The sequence below is a fragment of the Psychrobacter sp. YP14 genome (assembly GCF_003209315.1).
Classification (GTDB): domain Bacteria; phylum Pseudomonadota; class Gammaproteobacteria; order Pseudomonadales; family Moraxellaceae; genus Psychrobacter; species Psychrobacter raelei.
In genome coordinates this window covers 2,174,623-2,190,443 of sequence record NZ_CP029789.1, presented here as the reverse complement: position 1 = coordinate 2,190,443, position 15,821 = coordinate 2,174,623, and the positions used below count along the sequence as shown (strand labels likewise).

Genomic DNA, 15,821 nt, shown 5'->3' with positions numbered 1-15,821 from the left:
GTTAAGTACGACTATTAAATAGAGGGTAAAATTTAGCGCACATTGTAGCAAAAATCCATGAAGAAGGGGTGGGCTATTGCGCTTAGTTGGCCCGTGAGGGTTACTGATCATGTTGTGAGTCAGGATGGGTCTCAATAAGTCCCACCATGACCCCCATGTTTTTTTCTTCTTGAGCAGCAACATCCGGCGCGTACAAAGCGGAAGCCACCCCACCATCTAAAAACAGAGCATTATCGCAGTGCAGATCCTCTTTAAAAAAACGGGCAAACTGATAAAAGTTGACCGGCTCACGACTGGTCACAAAATGGATTTGACTGCCGTCACAGACCCCCACACCATTACGGATTTTTTTGGAGGTGCTATCACTATTAAACTTGGGATGGATATGACCATCAATTACCAGCATAGGGCCAGATTGGGTAGCATACCAAGGTTTGGCTTCGCCACTTTTTAGCATCGCATCAAGCTGTGTGCTTTCTGTGATATGCACGTGATTGGCCTTATCCCACCACAATACGCCATTGGGTAGTAAATGAAAATTACCACCTCCTTGCTTTAAATTGAGCGATAATATCTGTCGGCCTTGGATGACCGTATAGCCAATAGGAGCAAAGTTGCCATCATACATACCTGCATTGGCAGCAAACTTCAGCTCGCTGTCTTTGGGCAAATCTTTAATCAGGGTATCAAACTTATAAAGCGGCTCATGAGATTTATCTTGATCGACAATGGCGGCTTGTGGCTGATTTTCACCCGCTTGCCACTGGCCAGATTTCCAAAATAAGCGCAGCGATAAAGGCGCTTGTGCTTGCGATAGCTGGCTTTGTGAAATACTGCATAAAGCATGATTAAAAGGCTGTGAGCTTGAGTGACAAAACTGCTCGTCAGAGTCAGCGGCGCCCTTGACGCTTTGAATGAAATCATCAAGCTCTTCGTGTTTGCAGCCGGTTAAGGCCAATAATGTCCCTAACGCCAGGCTCATCATCAAGGAAGGTTTACGCAAGTTGAGTGTGATCTGGGTTAGGGTCATAAAGGGGCCTTTAAACAAGATTACATATCGGTTGGGAATACTAAGTGCTCAGTGTCCACCGCCGCATTTTTATGGGTGTGACGTGAGTCTTCATTATAAGCAATATAGGCTTCGTTATCGGCTTTGAAGCTATCGGGATCTGCCATTACCCACATCTGATTATAAATCTCTGAACGGGCATTCATGGTCAATAATGCCCCTTCATCTATAAAGTAAAAGCATCTAGACAATAGCTTGATGGAGCCATCATCCATACGACGTGCCACATGATAAGGGTGTAAGTCGTAAGGATGCGATAGACCCACAGCGCCGACGAAGTTGGCCAGTGATTTTAGCGTGTTTTTATGGAAGCTTGCCACACGTTCAGACTTGCTGGGCACGTCCAGTGCTTTTTCGCGATACGGATCTTGGGTTGCCACACCGGTCGGACAGGTGTTGGTATGACAAGAGCGAGATTGGATACAGCCGACTGCGAACATAAAGCCGCGCGCCGAGTTACACCAGTCTGCCCCCAGTGCCAACATTTTGGCAATATCAAAGGCTGAGACAATCTTACCACTGACACCGATTTTTATTTTATCACGAATACCTGCGCCCACTAGGGTGTTGTGTACAAATAAAAAGCCGTCAATTAATGGCATACCCACACTGTCCATAAACTCTACAGGAGCAGCGCCCGTACCACCTTCTGCGCCATCTACCACGATAAAGTCAGGATAGTTGTCCTCTTCAATCATGGCCTTGACTATTGCCATAAACTGCCAAGGCTGACCAATACATAGCTTAAAGCCCACAGGCTTACCACCAGATAACTCACGCAGCTGCTGTAAAAAATGAACCAGCTCGCGCGGGGTACTAAAGGCTGAGTGGGTAGAGGGCGATACACAGTCTTCTCCCATTGGGATGCGGCGAGTTTGGGCAATCTCTTCTGTAATCTTTTCGGCCGGTAAGACACCGCCTTTGCCTGGTTTGGCGCCTTGAGATAATTTAACCTCAATCATTTTTACCTGATCTTCTTTGGCATGCATCTCAAACAGCTCTGGATTAAAGTTACCGTGATCATCACGGCAGCCAAAGTAGCCCGTGCCCAGCTCCCAAATTAGATCGCCACCAAACTTGCGGTGATAAGGACTGATGGCGCCCTCTCCGGTATCATGAGCGAAGCCGCCCATTTTAGCGCCTTGGTTCAATGCCATAATCGCATTGCCTGATAGACTACCAAAGCTCATCGCTGAGATGTTAAATACCGACATAGAATAAGGCTGTTTACAGTGCTCATTCCCCACGATAATGCGAAAATCCTCTACATCTAGAGGGTGGCTGGTTTGAGATTGTAAAAACCACTCTTTGCCTTGAGTATATAAGTCATCTAGCGTACCAAATGCATTGGTATCACTGACATTCTTAGCACGCTGATAGACCAAGGCGCGCTGCTGGCGTGAAAAAGGCACTTCTTCTTTATCATTTTCAATAAAGTACTGGCGAATCTCAGGGCGATAGCTTTCCAAAAAGTAGCGGATATGACCGGCAATAGGGTAGTTGTATAGCACGGCATGTTTGGATTGTAATAAGTCATAGATACCGACCATGACCAGCACACCAGCCAAAAGGGCCAACCACCAAATCGACAATAACACGGCAATAACAGTAATCAATGAGACACCTATTAATAGGCCATATCTTTTTAGTACGCCCACTTGGTATTGGCGCTCATTACGTTCAATGCTTTGTGCTTTAGTACGTGGGGCAGTTTGAGATTGTGGCATGAAATATCCTTTGTCACTTTTATTGATATGTTAGTTTAAGGGGTTAGTATTTAAGCGGTTAGTATTTAAGCGTTATTATCAAGGTTTGTAATACGTTTTTTAATAGTTAGGTTTGCATATGAGCTTTTAGTACTGACTTGTTCATTATGAATACCGGCCTTTCACCTTTATTTATTGCGCCAAAAATCATATAAATAGTCCTCCCTGCCAAGAACCAAAAGCTCTGTGCATACATATAAATAGGAGACGGGATAGAATGGGACGGATTAAATGATATGGCTAGTGCTGTTACAGGTTTTGCTATTAACTCAGTGGGTGAAATTGGGGCGGATATGCGGTTGTTCTCTCTCAACCAAATCCACTAAATCATTAGGGCAGTGATGCGTCATCAGTCAGCTTTCTCTGGGCCTTAATTATACGGCGCCAATTATAGCTAATATTTGCTCTGAAACCTAATTTTAGGCGCACTTTCGTCCCCTATTTTGGTTAAAATTTAGAGGCTATAAAATAACAGCAAGGTTAGCGCAAGATTAGCACAAGGTTATGTGATAGTTGGGTCAAAATAGTGAGGTGATTTAAACACAGCAAGACTGCAGCCAACCCCTAAAATCGGCTAAAAAATAAGACATAAAAGTTAAGTCTTGGTGTCTAATTGTTTCTATTTTGCGAACGAGATTTATTTTTTCCTATCATTTAGAAGCTGAGCCGTTATAATAAGCGCAGTTTAAAGGCATAAGTGCTACTAAAGTGGCTGTGTCTTTTATACCCTGTTTTATTTACAATCCCTTCACTTAATTTAAGGAGCTTAATCATGGCTATCGAACGCACTTTATCTATCATCAAACCTGATGCTGTAGGCGGCAACCACATCGGCGCTATTTACAGCCGTTTTGAAGAAGCGGGTCTTAAGATTATTGGCGCAAAAATGCTACATCTTGACGACGAAAAAGCTGGCGGTTTTTATGCTGAGCACAAAGAACGTCCATTCTACAATGACCTAGTATCTTTCATGACGTCAGGTCCTGTGGTTGTGTCTGTATTAGAGGGCGAAAACGCCATCGCTAAGCACCGTGAAATCATGGGTGCCACTAACCCAGCGGAAGCTGCTGAAGGCACAATCCGTAAAGATTTCGCTTCAAGCATTGATGAAAACGCCGTACATGGTTCAGACTCTGCTGAATCAGCAAAACGTGAAATCGCTTATTTCTTCAGCGACAACGAAGTGCTAGACCGTACTCGTTAATTTGACTTATGTTGTAAGTGTTAGACAATGCATGTATAACACCGTATTTATCACACCCGTTGGGCATTGGCCTAACAAAAAGACGGCTGAGCTGAGTGCTTAGCCGTTTTTTCATTGTTAATTCACAGCCAGTGTATGTCGGGCTTGATAACATGTTGATAACGTAGAGGCTTGTATCAATATAAGTCATCAAATTAAGTTATAATACGTCAAATAGAGTGACAACCTCTTATCAATCAGCCTTGATTGATCATCTGTATACCCATCCACACATCCAACTTAGGTTAGATAAGTCATCATGACCAAAATCCCCATGCAGCCTGCAGATAGCACGCCCGCTACATTCCATCCTAATGCCCCGACCAAAACCAATATCTTGGGTATGAACCAAGAGCAATTGGGTGCGTATTTTAAACACATTGGTGAAAAGCCATTTCGTGCCACTCAGGTTATGAAATGGATTTATCAGCACGGGGTCACTGACTTTGCACAAATGACCAACTTATCCAAGGGTCTGCGTGAGAAGTTAAGCGAGCAGGCGTGTATTGAGCTGCCTGAAGTGGTGCACAAAGAGTTTAGCGAAGATGGTACGCGTAAATGGGTGTTTAAAGTGGCTGGCGGCTCATTGGTTGAGACCGTATTGATTCCTGCTGATGACAGCAAGGTCAATGGGCGAAAAACCCTGTGTATCTCATCGCAAGTGGGTTGTGCGCTCGATTGCAGCTTTTGTAGTACTGGCAAACAAGGCTTTGAGCGGGATTTGACCGCTGCCGAAATCATCGGTCAGCTTTGGGTGGCCAATGCGTCGTATATGGAAGGGGTTGATAGCACCGAGTGGCAAAACAATGTGACCAACGTGGTGATGATGGGCATGGGCGAGCCGCTGTTGAACTATACGCCTGTGGTGTCCTCTATGGGTCTGATGCTCTCAGATCATGCTTATGGGTTATCAAAGCGCCGTGTGACTTTATCGACCTCAGGGGTTGTGCCCAAGATGTATGAGCTTTACAAGGATATTGATGTGGCGTTAGCCATCTCGTTGCATGCGCCCAATGATGAGCTGCGCAATGAGCTGGTGCCCATTAATAAAAAATATCCACTAAGTGAGCTTATCGCTGCGGCCAAGGCGTATGTCCATGACAACAATCCGCGCCACAAAAAACATGTGACCATTGAGTATGTGATGCTAGCAGGCGTCAATGATAGCGATGAGCATGCACAGCAGTTGGTGGCCTTATTAGACGGCCTACCCAGTAAGATTAACTTAATTCCATTTAATCCGTTCCCGCATGCGCCTTATGACCGCTCAAGTAACAATCGCATCCATGCCTTTAGCAACATCTTAAATAATGCAGGGTTTGTGTGTACTATTCGTCAAACTCGTGGCGATGACATTGATGCAGCTTGTGGTCAGCTCGTCGGGCAGGTGGCAGACAGAACCCGCCGCTCGGCAAAATGGCAGCAAAGTATTAAACAGCGTGCAGCCAATGAGCAGCAAAGCGAGGGTTAGTAGCGGCAATAGATTAACTGTCATGAGTATTTATTAGTCTTTAAGCACTTGAAACCTTAAGCCTGCTTGCATTATGATAAAAAGTTTATATGTTTTAGGTGCACAATCTAGGCTAGGTCGTTACAATACTGTTTACAGGATGGTATATTAACGCTTAGCCATTAAGGTGCAATTGGCGCAAGCCCTTTATAAGGATATCGATGACAACCAGCAGGCAGCAGTATGGCTTTAATTCATCGAGTGCCCATAGTAGGTTGCGCCTGACGCACTTTAGATTGACCCGTTTGTGTTATGCAAGCTTGCTGCTTAGCGTACCGCTTTTAATGATAGGCTGCCAGTCTATCGGCTCAGTGACAGGCGTAAATGGGCCTGCTCATAGTGCGCCAACTGCGAGTAGGCAAGTGGCCGACATAAGAACACAGATGGCGGCGCAGTATTTAAATACAGGCCAGTTAGATGCCGCACAGCGCCAGATTAATAGAGCGCTTGAGGCGGATAAGGCGTATGCGCCCGCTTATGATATGCAGGCACTGCTACTACAGCGTGAGGGCAGTGCGCACAATTGGGCTCAGGCAGACAGCTTTTTTCGTCAAGCGATCAAGCATGACCCAAGCTTTATGCCGGCGCATAATAACTATGGGGTGTATTTGTCCCAAAGTGGCCAGTATCAAGCGGCGCTGGCGCAATTTAAAATAGCTGGCTTAGCCTTAGGGTATGAGGGACGTATAAAGGCGTTACAAAACCTAGGCCTTACTGCACGGCAGCTTGGCGACACCCAATTGGCCAGCCAAGCTTGGGTGCAAGTACTTGAGCTTGATCGTGGCAATGTTAGCGCACATTTAGAGTTGGTTGATCTCTTATTAGACAGTGGTGAGGTGGCTTATGCCCAAAATTTGTATAATGAGATGCATCTGCAGCTAGGTGACGACGCCCAAACCCCTCGTATGATAAGACAAGGGGTTAGGCTTAAAGCGCTACAAGATACAATCGGAATACCTATAAAACCGGCAGTAAGATAAAAATTATCCTTATAAAGACAACATTCGCGACAGCTTTGAGCTGACTTTTCGCATAGTAAAGAAGCCAAAAAGCTAAAAGTTTGGATTCGTAACCCAGAGGCATCATGGACATAGATAAAAAAGACCCGTCAACCGCTAATTTAGACACATCCAACCAAAATGTCGGCTCATTTGGTAATCGACTCAAGCAGGCTCGCATCAACAAAAATCTGAGCATAGATGATGTGGCTGCCGAGCTATTTATTCTAAACCGTCATTTACAAGCCATTGAAGCTGAAGATTTTAGATCGTTGCCTCAAGCAGCTTTTGCGCGTGGTTTTGTGATTAATTACGCTAAGTTTTTGGGTTTAGATCCCGACCAAATCGTTGATAGCTTTAACCGTAACTATCCCGATGAGCTAAAGAAAAAGAGTGTCGATGATATTGAGTCGCCACTTAAGCCTATGGGTACATTACAACGCGAAGGCCGACGCTCTATTCGTATCAATCCTTTATTGGTGCTGGGGGTTATCGGTCTGATTGTGTTGGCGGTATTCTTAATTCGCACCGTCTCTAATGCGCAAGATGCGACCGCTGTTGAAACCGATGACAACGCTTTGGTCGATGATCTATCAGACAGCGAACAGTCGGCAGGCGCTGCCATTAATACCGCTGTGGTCAGTGGCGGTAGTGCGTTAGATAATACAGGCTCAGCGGTTGCAAGCAACACCACTGATGCCAATTTGGATTTGACAGTCAGTGCCAATACGCAGCTAAATGTGGTAGATGCCACAGGTAATACCTTATTAAGCGGCAATCAGTCTGCAGGTAGCTACAAGCTTGCGGGTAAAGCACCCTTTAAAATTCAAATTGATCAAGTTTCAAATGTGGCCTTGAATTTAAATGGTCAGCCCATTGAGCTAAACGATTTTGCTCAAGACAATAAAGCCAACTTTAGCCTAGCGCCGTAAGAGGTCTTTATCATCTTTATTTTTGGCAAGCTTTAAACATAAAAGCGGCAGCGACATAGACGTTTATGCGCTGCTGGCCGACCTACCTTGTAATACGCTTTTTATAAATGTCCAGTCAACTGAGAAGTCTTATGTCAACTCCCTCTCCAATAAAACGTCGTCAAACCAAAAAAATCTATGTCGGTGATGTGGCAGTCGGTGGAGATGCCCCCATTAGCGTACAAAGCATGACCAATACGGACACCTGTGATGTGGATGCTACAGTCGCGCAGATTGAGCGCTGTGTGGATGCAGGAGCCGATATGATGCGTATCTCAACACCGACCATGGACACGGTAGCTGCCTTTGCCGAAATCAAAAAGCGGGTCAATATCCCTTTGATTGCTGATGTGCATTTTGATTATAAGATTGCATTGGCTGTGGCGGCAGCGGGTGCAGACTGCTTGCGCATTAACCCAGGCAATATTGGTAATGATGCCAAAGTGCGCGAAGTGGTGGCCTGTGCCCGCGATTACAATATTCCCATTCGTATCGGGGTCAATGCCGGTTCATTAGAAAAAGAGATTCAGCGCAAATACACCGAGCCTACCGGTGAGGCCATGGTCGAGTCGGCCATGCGTCACATTGACATCTTAGATCGCTTAAACTTCGATCAATATAAGGTATCGGTGAAGGCCAGTAATGTGTTTTTGACCTTAGATGCTTATCGTTTGTTATCGCAACAAATTGATAATCCACTACATCTAGGCGTAACCGAGGCAGGTGTTTATCGTACCGGTACGGTCAAATCTGCCATTGCTCTAGGCGGTTTGTTATTAGACGGCATCGGCGACACCATCCGCATTTCATTGGCAGCCGAGCCTGAAGATGAAATTAAAATTGGCTTTGATATTCTAAAGTCACTTAATATTCGTGCCAACGGCATTAACTTTATTGCCTGTCCCAGCTGTTCACGCCAAGAGTTCGATGTTATTCGGGTGATGAATCAGTTAGAGGCCCGTTTAGAAGATGTACGGGTGCCGATGGATGTGTCGGTTATCGGCTGTAAGGTGAATGGGCCTGGTGAAGCCAAAGAGGCAGATATCGGGGTGGTGGGTGCATCCCCCAATTCACTGGTGTATTTGCAAGGTGAGAAGAGCCACCTCATTGATACCAACACCTTGGTAGATAATATCGAAAAAATGGTACGTGAGCGTGTGGCGGCGGCCGAAAAACAAGCTGCCAATGAAATCCTACGCGTCGATGGTAGCCAGTAGCGAGCACTTTGGGCTAATGTAACGCGGCCATTTTGTGAATGGCTGCTTTGTTCTTATAAAACGCAAGATAAGCGTTTCTCAAAAAAATAATCTGGGCAATAAGTATGATCAAATCAATCAAAGGGTTTAACGATATTTTGCAGGTAGAGACCGCCACCAGTCGCCCCAGTAGCGAGTGGCGACAACTAGAGGCGATGTTAAAACAAGCGCTAGATCAGTTCGGTTACGAAGAGATTCGTTTGCCTATCGTTGAGGAGACACAGCTGTTTGCACGCGCCATTGGCGATGCCACAGACATCGTAGAAAAAGAGATGTTCAGCTTCACCGATAAGTCTGACCCGCCAACCCCCATTACCCTGCGTCCAGAAGGCACCGCTGGTGCTGTCCGTGCTGTAATTGAGCATAACTTATTGCGCGGCGACAGTCCGAAGCTTTGGTACATGGGTCCGATGTTCCGCTATGAGCAGCCGCAAAAAGGCCGCTACCGTCAGTTTCACCAATTAGGGGTGGAGGCCTTTGGTAGTGAGCATGTGGATGTGGAAGCTGAGCTGATTGCCATGACCTACTTAATGTGGCAGCGCTTAGGCATTGACCATGAGCTCAGCTTAGAGATTAACAGCTTAGGGGAGCTTGATGAGCGCAAAGCCTATCGCAGCGCGTTGGTTGAGTTTTTACAGACCAAAAAAGAGCAGTTAGATGAAGACAGTCAGCGCCGATTGACCACCAATCCGCTGCGTATCTTAGACAGCAAAGACCCAAATACCCAAGCTTTATTAATGGAAGCGCCTCGCTTGGCTGACTTCTTAGGCGAAGACAGTCAAGCGCACTTTGAGCAGCTAAAGACGTATTTGACCGCCTTAGGCATCGAGTATGTGGTCAATCCAAACTTGGTTCGCGGGCTGGATTACTACAACAAAACCGTATTTGAGTGGGTCACTGACAAGCTCGGCTCGCAGGCCACAGTTTGTGCCGGTGGTCGTTATGATGGACTTATCGGTCAGCTCAAATCTATCGGTAAGTCAGAAGACAAAGCCAAAGCGGTCAAATCAGAACCCGCCGTCGGCTTTGCTATGGGTCTTGAGCGCTTATTGTTATTGGTACAAGCCGTGAACCCTATTCAAGTACAACCTGCTTGTGATGTATTCGTTGTGGTGCATCCCGACTTATACCAGCAGGGACTGTTGTATGCTCAGTCGTTAAGACAGGCACGTAGTGATCTGCGAGTGAAAATGGCCAGTGCCAGCAGTCTAAAGGCGCAAATGAAAAAAGCCGACAAATCAGGGGCTCAGTTAACTGTGATTTTAGCGCAAGATGAAGTAGAAAATGGCACCATTAGTGTCAAGACCATGCACACTGGTGAGCAGGTGAGCCAAGATAAATTATGGCTACACAGCGCCGAAAACTTTCGTCTATAATCACCAAGCAGTTATTGCTCCTTGTTTTGAGCTTTCGGCAGTACGCCGCAATTTAAATATTTAGTTATTAATATATTAGGTAGATTTATGGCCAAACGTCCCACGCCCACTTCACCAGACTTGAACAACAGCGGTGAGACCCCTTCAATGGACAAGCTAAAGCAGGCTGCCGGCTATATCATAGGTGCTATTTTATTGGCATTAATTGGTTACTTTGGCTGGACCTATCTACAAAACTCGGGTCTAAAAGCCGATACCGTAGCTGCCGATAAGTACTCGGCTATTGAGACGGCCAATGATGAGCTAATGGGTGCGCCACAAGTAGATGCCGCCGCCAGCAAAAAGCTCAACTCAGACATTGATGATCTTGTGGCCAAGCATGGTTCAACCATTTATGCTTGGCAAGCGCTGATGATTAAATCGCGTAATGCTGTGGATGCAAAAGATTATAAAACCGCCGCTGCGGCCTTAAAAAAGGCGATGGAGATTGATGTTAAAGACCCAGGTCTTCATGCGTTAACCCAGCTTCGTTATGCCTCTGTGCTACTGAGTGATGGGGATATCGATGGCGCATTAACTCAAGCATCTACCGATGTGCCTGTGGCCTTTGAAGCGACTCAGCAAGAGCTATTGGGTGATATTTATCTGGCTCAAAAAGAAGATGAAAAAGCGCTGCGTGCCTATCAAAACGCATGGAGCCTTTTGTCTAAGCGTCATGAAGAGCGTCCGTTTTTGCGCTTAAAGCTTGAAAGCTTAGGGGTAACGCCTGAAGCCATTGAACCGACGACTCCTGTTGTGAATATGCCTGAGAATGTGGAGCAGCCTGCAGAGGGTGAATCAGATGCTGCTCTTGAAGCCGCGCTCTCGCAGCTGGCAGCCGCTCAAGCGTCGGATGCACAAGGTGAGGCAGGTCAGGCTCAGTAAGCCTGCGTTACAATAAGTAAGTACAATAATAGGCCATTGGACTTTTTGTTTACAACCGAATTTGTTATAACATACACAACAATAAGATTAGTACCAAAAACCCTAAAGCCGTTTTTTAGTGTGCTATGACTTTTAACCAATTGAGCTGATCTAATATGCAGAACAACAAAACCCCAAACTCACGAGCCGGTGTTATAGCACAAGCTTCTAAAATTAGTCTTTTATGTGTGTCTATTGCCTTGGTTTCTGCTTGTGGCAAAACCATTAAGCCTGAACAGCATAAGCCCACCAAATTGGTGCAGCTAGAGCAGTCTGTTAATGTGGTGGAGCCAGTGCTGCAGACCAATGTTAGCGGCCGCTCAAAGCTTGCGGACGTCAACCGCTTTGAGGTGGGATTTGATGGTAAACAAATCGTAGCTGCTTCAAACTCAGGCAAAGTCTCCAGCTATGGTCTTAATGGTCAGGCGTTATGGAGCACTGACTTAAAAGAGGATATCGTGGGCGGCGTGGCATTTGACGGCGCCAGTCAAACTGCCGTAGTGACCACGAAGTCTGCACGTGTGGTGGGCTTAAATACTGCAGATGGCAGCATCAAATGGCAAAACAAGCTAAGTGGTACCGTACTAGCACCAGCGCTTATTCACAATAATCGAGTGCTGCTTTCTGCCAATGATGGCGTGATGCATGGCTTGTCACTGCAAACCGGTGAGTCGATTTGGAAATTCACCACTCAAACACCAAGCATCAGTGTGCGTGGCAGTGCGAAGCCTACCTTGCTAGATCAGCGTACCGCGCTGCTAGGCGGTGCAGATGGCCGTTTGCACGCTGTTGATATTGAGGCCGGTATCCCGTTATGGAACCGCCGTGTGGGAATCCCTTCAGGCGCCAGTGAAATTCAGCGCATGACGGATATCGATGGTACCCCTACAGTCGATCAAGGTCAGCTATTGGCAGTCAGCTATAGTGGTCAGCTGTTGGCCGCAGATTTAGCAAGTGGTCAGGTTACTTTTTTGCAAGAGGCCGCCAGTAAAAACAGCTTGGCTGTGACGGACAGAGCAGTGATCAGCACCACTTTAGACGGTAAGGTAAAAGCTTACAACCGTCAAACTGGTGAATTATTATGGGAAAATGATGACCTAGCGTATCGTCAGCTCAGTAACCCTGAGCGTGTGGGTAACTACATTGCTATTGGTGACTTGGACGGTGTGGTGCACTTCTTATCGCCAGAAGATGGCCGTATTGTTAGCCGCACTCAGACTAAAGGCGCTATTAATAAGCTCACCTCAGCTTCAGGCTATCTATTGACTCAAACCAAATCAGGTCAAGTTAGCGTATGGCGCATGGCCCGTTAGTGGTAGCTTATTCAGCTTAATTAACGGATTTAAATAATCAGTTGCTTTAAAAATCCTCTTTAACCGCCGTTAAAGAGGATTTTTTATGCTTGTGGGTTGTGGTTATAGGTGTCATGCATGGTACTTATTGCGGTCTTACCAGCACCACGGGCTGCTGCTCATTAAAATATAAATTGGTATCAATGTGTTCAAGGCGTAACAGACTATACGGCCACTGGGCCAAACGGTGACGGCGCCGACTCAGCTCAGCCTTATTAAGCGTGGGGTCGAGTAGCAATGGCCTACCTTGAGTCAAAAATCCGGACTCATAAAAGGGGCGATTGGTAATCCACTCAATATAATGTGCTGGCCGCAAATTGGGCATCGCTAAGGCGTCAAGCTCAGCTTTACTGTCAACCTGATACCAAGTGTGTAAGGGGAAGTGCTCATTTAGCCATTGTGGACGTACAAAACTGGCCTCATTGGGACGGAAAAACCGCCCCTTCATCACCACGTAACGTTTATCAATTTTTACCTTTTCATAAAAATCCAAATCTACCCATAGACTACGAAACGGCTTGGTCTGCATATGCGTCAATTTGCGCTCAAGAGTGTCCTTATTATTGATACCGACCCAATTGGCAAAGCCATAAGGTGCAGAGCCTAGATAAAACTTTATTGCCAGCTCCCAGTGCTCTATCTCATTGGTGTCTTTATTGTGCAAAATAAAATCCAGCTCGCCGGTGGTCTGCATGCCGTTATACAGCTGAACATTATGAGCGACGACCTCATAGGGGTGTAATTGCAGGCGATAACCATCTTCTAACCAAAAATGCATCAACCCCTCAAAGTGAAAGCCCAGACGATAAGGGCTTGGCCGTGACATAAGATAACGTGTTAACTCCTGATAAGCTGTGGTGTTATCTAAGTGATGCAAGCGCTCAGCATAAGTGGTGTATTGTGTGTACCAAAAATCAGGCGGATGTACATCAATCTTAGGCGATACCAGATTTGAGTTGGGGGATATCCAGTGGGTCAATGCATCAGGGCAGGCAAGCGCAAAGGCCAAGTCGCGAACGAAAGGGCGCTTATACTGCTGCCATGGCCCAGATGTCTGCAAGGATATCTGTGAAGCGCGAATATCAGTCATATCAGTTATATCAGTTATATTAATGGGCATTTATTAAAGTGATATGGCGAGTATAACAAGCGCCATGGTATAGGGTGTATCTATCATAGCAAGCACTTACCGAAATGATACTTGGCATCTTATCGAGATTAAATGTGGCAATACTCACCGATAAAGCGAGAGTGCCAGTTTACAGCAGAGACAAAAAAAAGCTTTCTAAGCGGCAGCCAGAAAGCTTTTTTATGGCATTAATCTTAACTTGTGCGAGCCATGCTAAGCCGATACGCTAAGCTGATACATCACCATGCTCTACAATCCAGTCGGTTGCCATTTGCCAAAGCTTGGGCGCTTTAGCATGGGTTTTACTGCTAAAGTATTTCATATGGCCGATGTGGTTTAAGCCAAATTCCTTGGGGCTTATCATACGTTTTTTGGCTGGCATGGCTGTAAATACAGCGAGCATATCGTCCACGTTTTTGGCATTGGCAATGTCATCATCGGTGAAGTTAAGCCATAGTGAGGGGGTATCTAATTCATCATAATAATGGGTAAATACAGTTTTGCCAAAGGCGGTCTTGATATAGCCTTTGCCATTACACCAATCACGCCACTGCTTGGCCACGCCACGCGGCAGTGGCTCACCCATATTAAATTTATCAGAGGGCGTGTAGCCCAAGATAAGATTGCCTAGCGGAATGGCGGCGTCCATAAAGACCATAGCTTGTGCCTTAAAAGGTAGCTCCATATTCTTAATACGGCCTGAGGAGCAGGCCACGTTGAATACAGAGGACAGTGCTTGATAATTGGGCATTAAGCCAATAAGTTGACCGCCTGCACTGTGACCCACCAGATGGTATTTGGCGTTTGGAAATTGTTGCTGCAAGGCGTCTAGTACGGCGGTGGCATCGTGACGTCCCCAGCTGATTAATGACGCATCACATTTAGAGAGCGCAGAGGTTAATGAGTCACCAATGCCTTCATTGTCATAAGTAATCACCCCAAAGCCTTGACTGGCAAGATAGGTAGCAAAGCTGTTATAAAACCAGCGTTTAATGCCGGTGGCTGGCGCTATCATAATGGCGTTTTTGATGTCATCAGCTAAGGTCTGCTCAGGCAAATACAGCGTGGCGGTAAGTGGCTGATTACGCTCCGTCATAATGATTAAGGTGCTGGGTGAGTTTGAGTCAGTGGTATTAACGGCTTGATGCTTTAAATCGTTAATATTGGTGGTTTTCTCAAGAGATGTACTCATAATAACTGCCCTGTAAGTGAGTGTCTTAAGTTAAGATAGAGTTAATAGTTACTTATAATACTCAATTTTTATGGGTTATAGTGTGATCAATGTAGACAGACAAGTCACCTAATTTGCCGTTTTGTACAGCCGATAAACTAAATCAGAACACAGTGATAAATTGTGTTATTACAGACTATGTTATTATGGTTCATCTGATTATTTATACCGATATTTAATTCTTAACATGGCACTTATTTATGACACAATCCTTAAACACTCAAGCGAATAGCGCAACGAACATGAGCTATAGCACCACCATAACCAGTAAAGATGTTGAGCATGTGACACAGGTAGTAGACAAAGCCTCAATCAAGCAGCGTCTTGTGGCGGTATACTGTGGGTCACGCATGGGCAATAGCCCAGTTTATGAAGCAGCAGCTAGAGAGCTGGGTACTGCCTTAGCAAAAAATGACATGGGTTTGGTCTATGGCGGCGCAAGTATAGGACTGATGGGCGCTGTGGCTGATACCGTCATTGAAGGTGGCTCGCAAGCGGTGGGCGTGATACCAAGCTTTATGCTGGATCATGAGATTGCTCATAAAGGGCTGACGCGTCTTCATTTGACCGATACCATGCACACCCGCAAAGCAATTATGGCAGAGTACGCTGATGCCTTTATCACCCTGCCAGGAGGGCTTGGCACTCTTGAAGAGATTATGGAGATTGCCACTTGGCGCCAGTTGTATCAGCACGAAAAACCTATGATTATTCTAAACATCAATGGATTTTATGATCCCCTGATAGCGCACCTTAATCACACCACTGAGCAAGGGTTTATGAAGCAGCAAGACTTAGAAAGACTGGTGGTGTGTAACCGCATTGATGAGGCCATTGATTTGCTCAATCAGTACGTGCACATTGATGATCCTGTGGCTACTCACAAGATCTGATATCACTCAGCACCCCAAAAAAAGGGCGGCTTATTCGTTAAATAAGCCGCCCTTTTTTTATCTT

At 45.8% G+C, this 15,821-nt stretch carries 13 protein-coding genes; 9 read left to right on the top strand and 4 right to left on the bottom strand.

Translation table 11 applies throughout. From position 1 onward, the window contains the following. Positions 1-100: 100 nt before the first annotated feature. Both DLE54_RS08990 and DLE54_RS08985 read right to left on the bottom strand, forming a co-directional pair. Positions 101-1,030, bottom strand: a complete 930-nt coding sequence (locus tag DLE54_RS08990) for a phosphodiester glycosidase family protein (protein WP_110816923.1) — start codon at positions 1,028-1,030, stop codon at positions 101-103. A gap of 20 nt (positions 1,031-1,050) precedes the next feature. Beyond that, positions 1,051-2,796 carry an FMN-binding glutamate synthase family protein gene (locus DLE54_RS08985; protein WP_155587519.1) on the bottom strand — a complete coding sequence of 582 codons (1,746 nt, stop codon included), beginning with the start codon at positions 2,794-2,796 and terminating at the stop codon, positions 1,051-1,053. Positions 2,797-3,607: 811 nt separating this feature from the next. On the opposite strand from DLE54_RS08985, the gene ndk reads away from it, so the two are divergent. From ndk to bamB, 8 genes are all read left to right on the top strand, one after another. Next, positions 3,608-4,039, top strand: coding sequence for a nucleoside-diphosphate kinase (ndk, locus tag DLE54_RS08980; protein ID WP_110816922.1), 432 nt, complete (start codon positions 3,608-3,610; stop codon positions 4,037-4,039). A gap of 298 nt (positions 4,040-4,337) precedes the next feature. Continuing rightward, positions 4,338-5,549 carry a 23S rRNA (adenine(2503)-C(2))-methyltransferase RlmN gene (gene rlmN / locus DLE54_RS08975; protein WP_413775360.1) on the top strand — a complete coding sequence of 404 codons (1,212 nt, stop codon included), beginning with the start codon at positions 4,338-4,340 and terminating at the stop codon, positions 5,547-5,549. 200 nt (positions 5,550-5,749) lie between these two features. Further along, the gene (locus DLE54_RS08970) at positions 5,750-6,568 is read left to right on the top strand and encodes a tetratricopeptide repeat protein (protein WP_110816921.1); all 819 of its coding nucleotides are present in this window, start codon (positions 5,750-5,752) and stop codon (positions 6,566-6,568) included. Positions 6,569-6,672: 104 nt separating this feature from the next. Further along, the gene (locus DLE54_RS08965; protein ID WP_110816920.1) at positions 6,673-7,518 is read left to right on the top strand and encodes a RodZ domain-containing protein; all 846 of its coding nucleotides are present in this window, start codon (positions 6,673-6,675) and stop codon (positions 7,516-7,518) included. Positions 7,519-7,649: 131 nt separating this feature from the next. Beyond that, the gene (gene ispG, locus DLE54_RS08960) at positions 7,650-8,774 is read left to right on the top strand and encodes a flavodoxin-dependent (E)-4-hydroxy-3-methylbut-2-enyl-diphosphate synthase (RefSeq protein ID WP_041773354.1); all 1,125 of its coding nucleotides are present in this window, start codon (positions 7,650-7,652) and stop codon (positions 8,772-8,774) included. 104 nt (positions 8,775-8,878) lie between these two features. Next, on the top strand, positions 8,879-10,189 hold the full coding sequence (gene hisS / locus DLE54_RS08955; RefSeq protein ID WP_110816919.1) for a histidine--tRNA ligase: 1,311 nt from the start codon (positions 8,879-8,881) through the stop codon (positions 10,187-10,189). Positions 10,190-10,276: 87 nt separating this feature from the next. Continuing rightward, positions 10,277-11,113: a YfgM family protein gene (locus DLE54_RS08950; protein WP_011961117.1), complete on the top strand. Its 837-nt coding sequence runs from the start codon at positions 10,277-10,279 to the stop codon at positions 11,111-11,113. A gap of 155 nt (positions 11,114-11,268) precedes the next feature. After that, the gene (gene bamB / locus DLE54_RS08945) at positions 11,269-12,465 is read left to right on the top strand and encodes an outer membrane protein assembly factor BamB (RefSeq protein ID WP_110816918.1); all 1,197 of its coding nucleotides are present in this window, start codon (positions 11,269-11,271) and stop codon (positions 12,463-12,465) included. 124 nt (positions 12,466-12,589) lie between these two features. On the opposite strand, the gene DLE54_RS08940 is transcribed toward bamB, so the two are convergent. Next, positions 12,590-13,594, bottom strand: a complete 1,005-nt coding sequence (locus tag DLE54_RS08940; RefSeq protein WP_227535112.1) for a DUF1853 family protein — start codon at positions 13,592-13,594, stop codon at positions 12,590-12,592. Positions 13,595-13,859: 265 nt separating this feature from the next. Beyond that, the gene (locus DLE54_RS08935) at positions 13,860-14,825 is read right to left on the bottom strand and encodes an alpha/beta fold hydrolase (protein WP_264755947.1); all 966 of its coding nucleotides are present in this window, start codon (positions 14,823-14,825) and stop codon (positions 13,860-13,862) included. A 239-nt stretch (positions 14,826-15,064) separates the two neighbouring features. Here DLE54_RS08935 and DLE54_RS08930 point away from each other — a divergent pair, with 239 nt between their 5' ends. After that, on the top strand, positions 15,065-15,757 hold the full coding sequence (locus DLE54_RS08930; RefSeq protein ID WP_227535102.1) for a TIGR00730 family Rossman fold protein: 693 nt from the start codon (positions 15,065-15,067) through the stop codon (positions 15,755-15,757). Positions 15,758-15,821 lie beyond the last annotated feature (64 nt).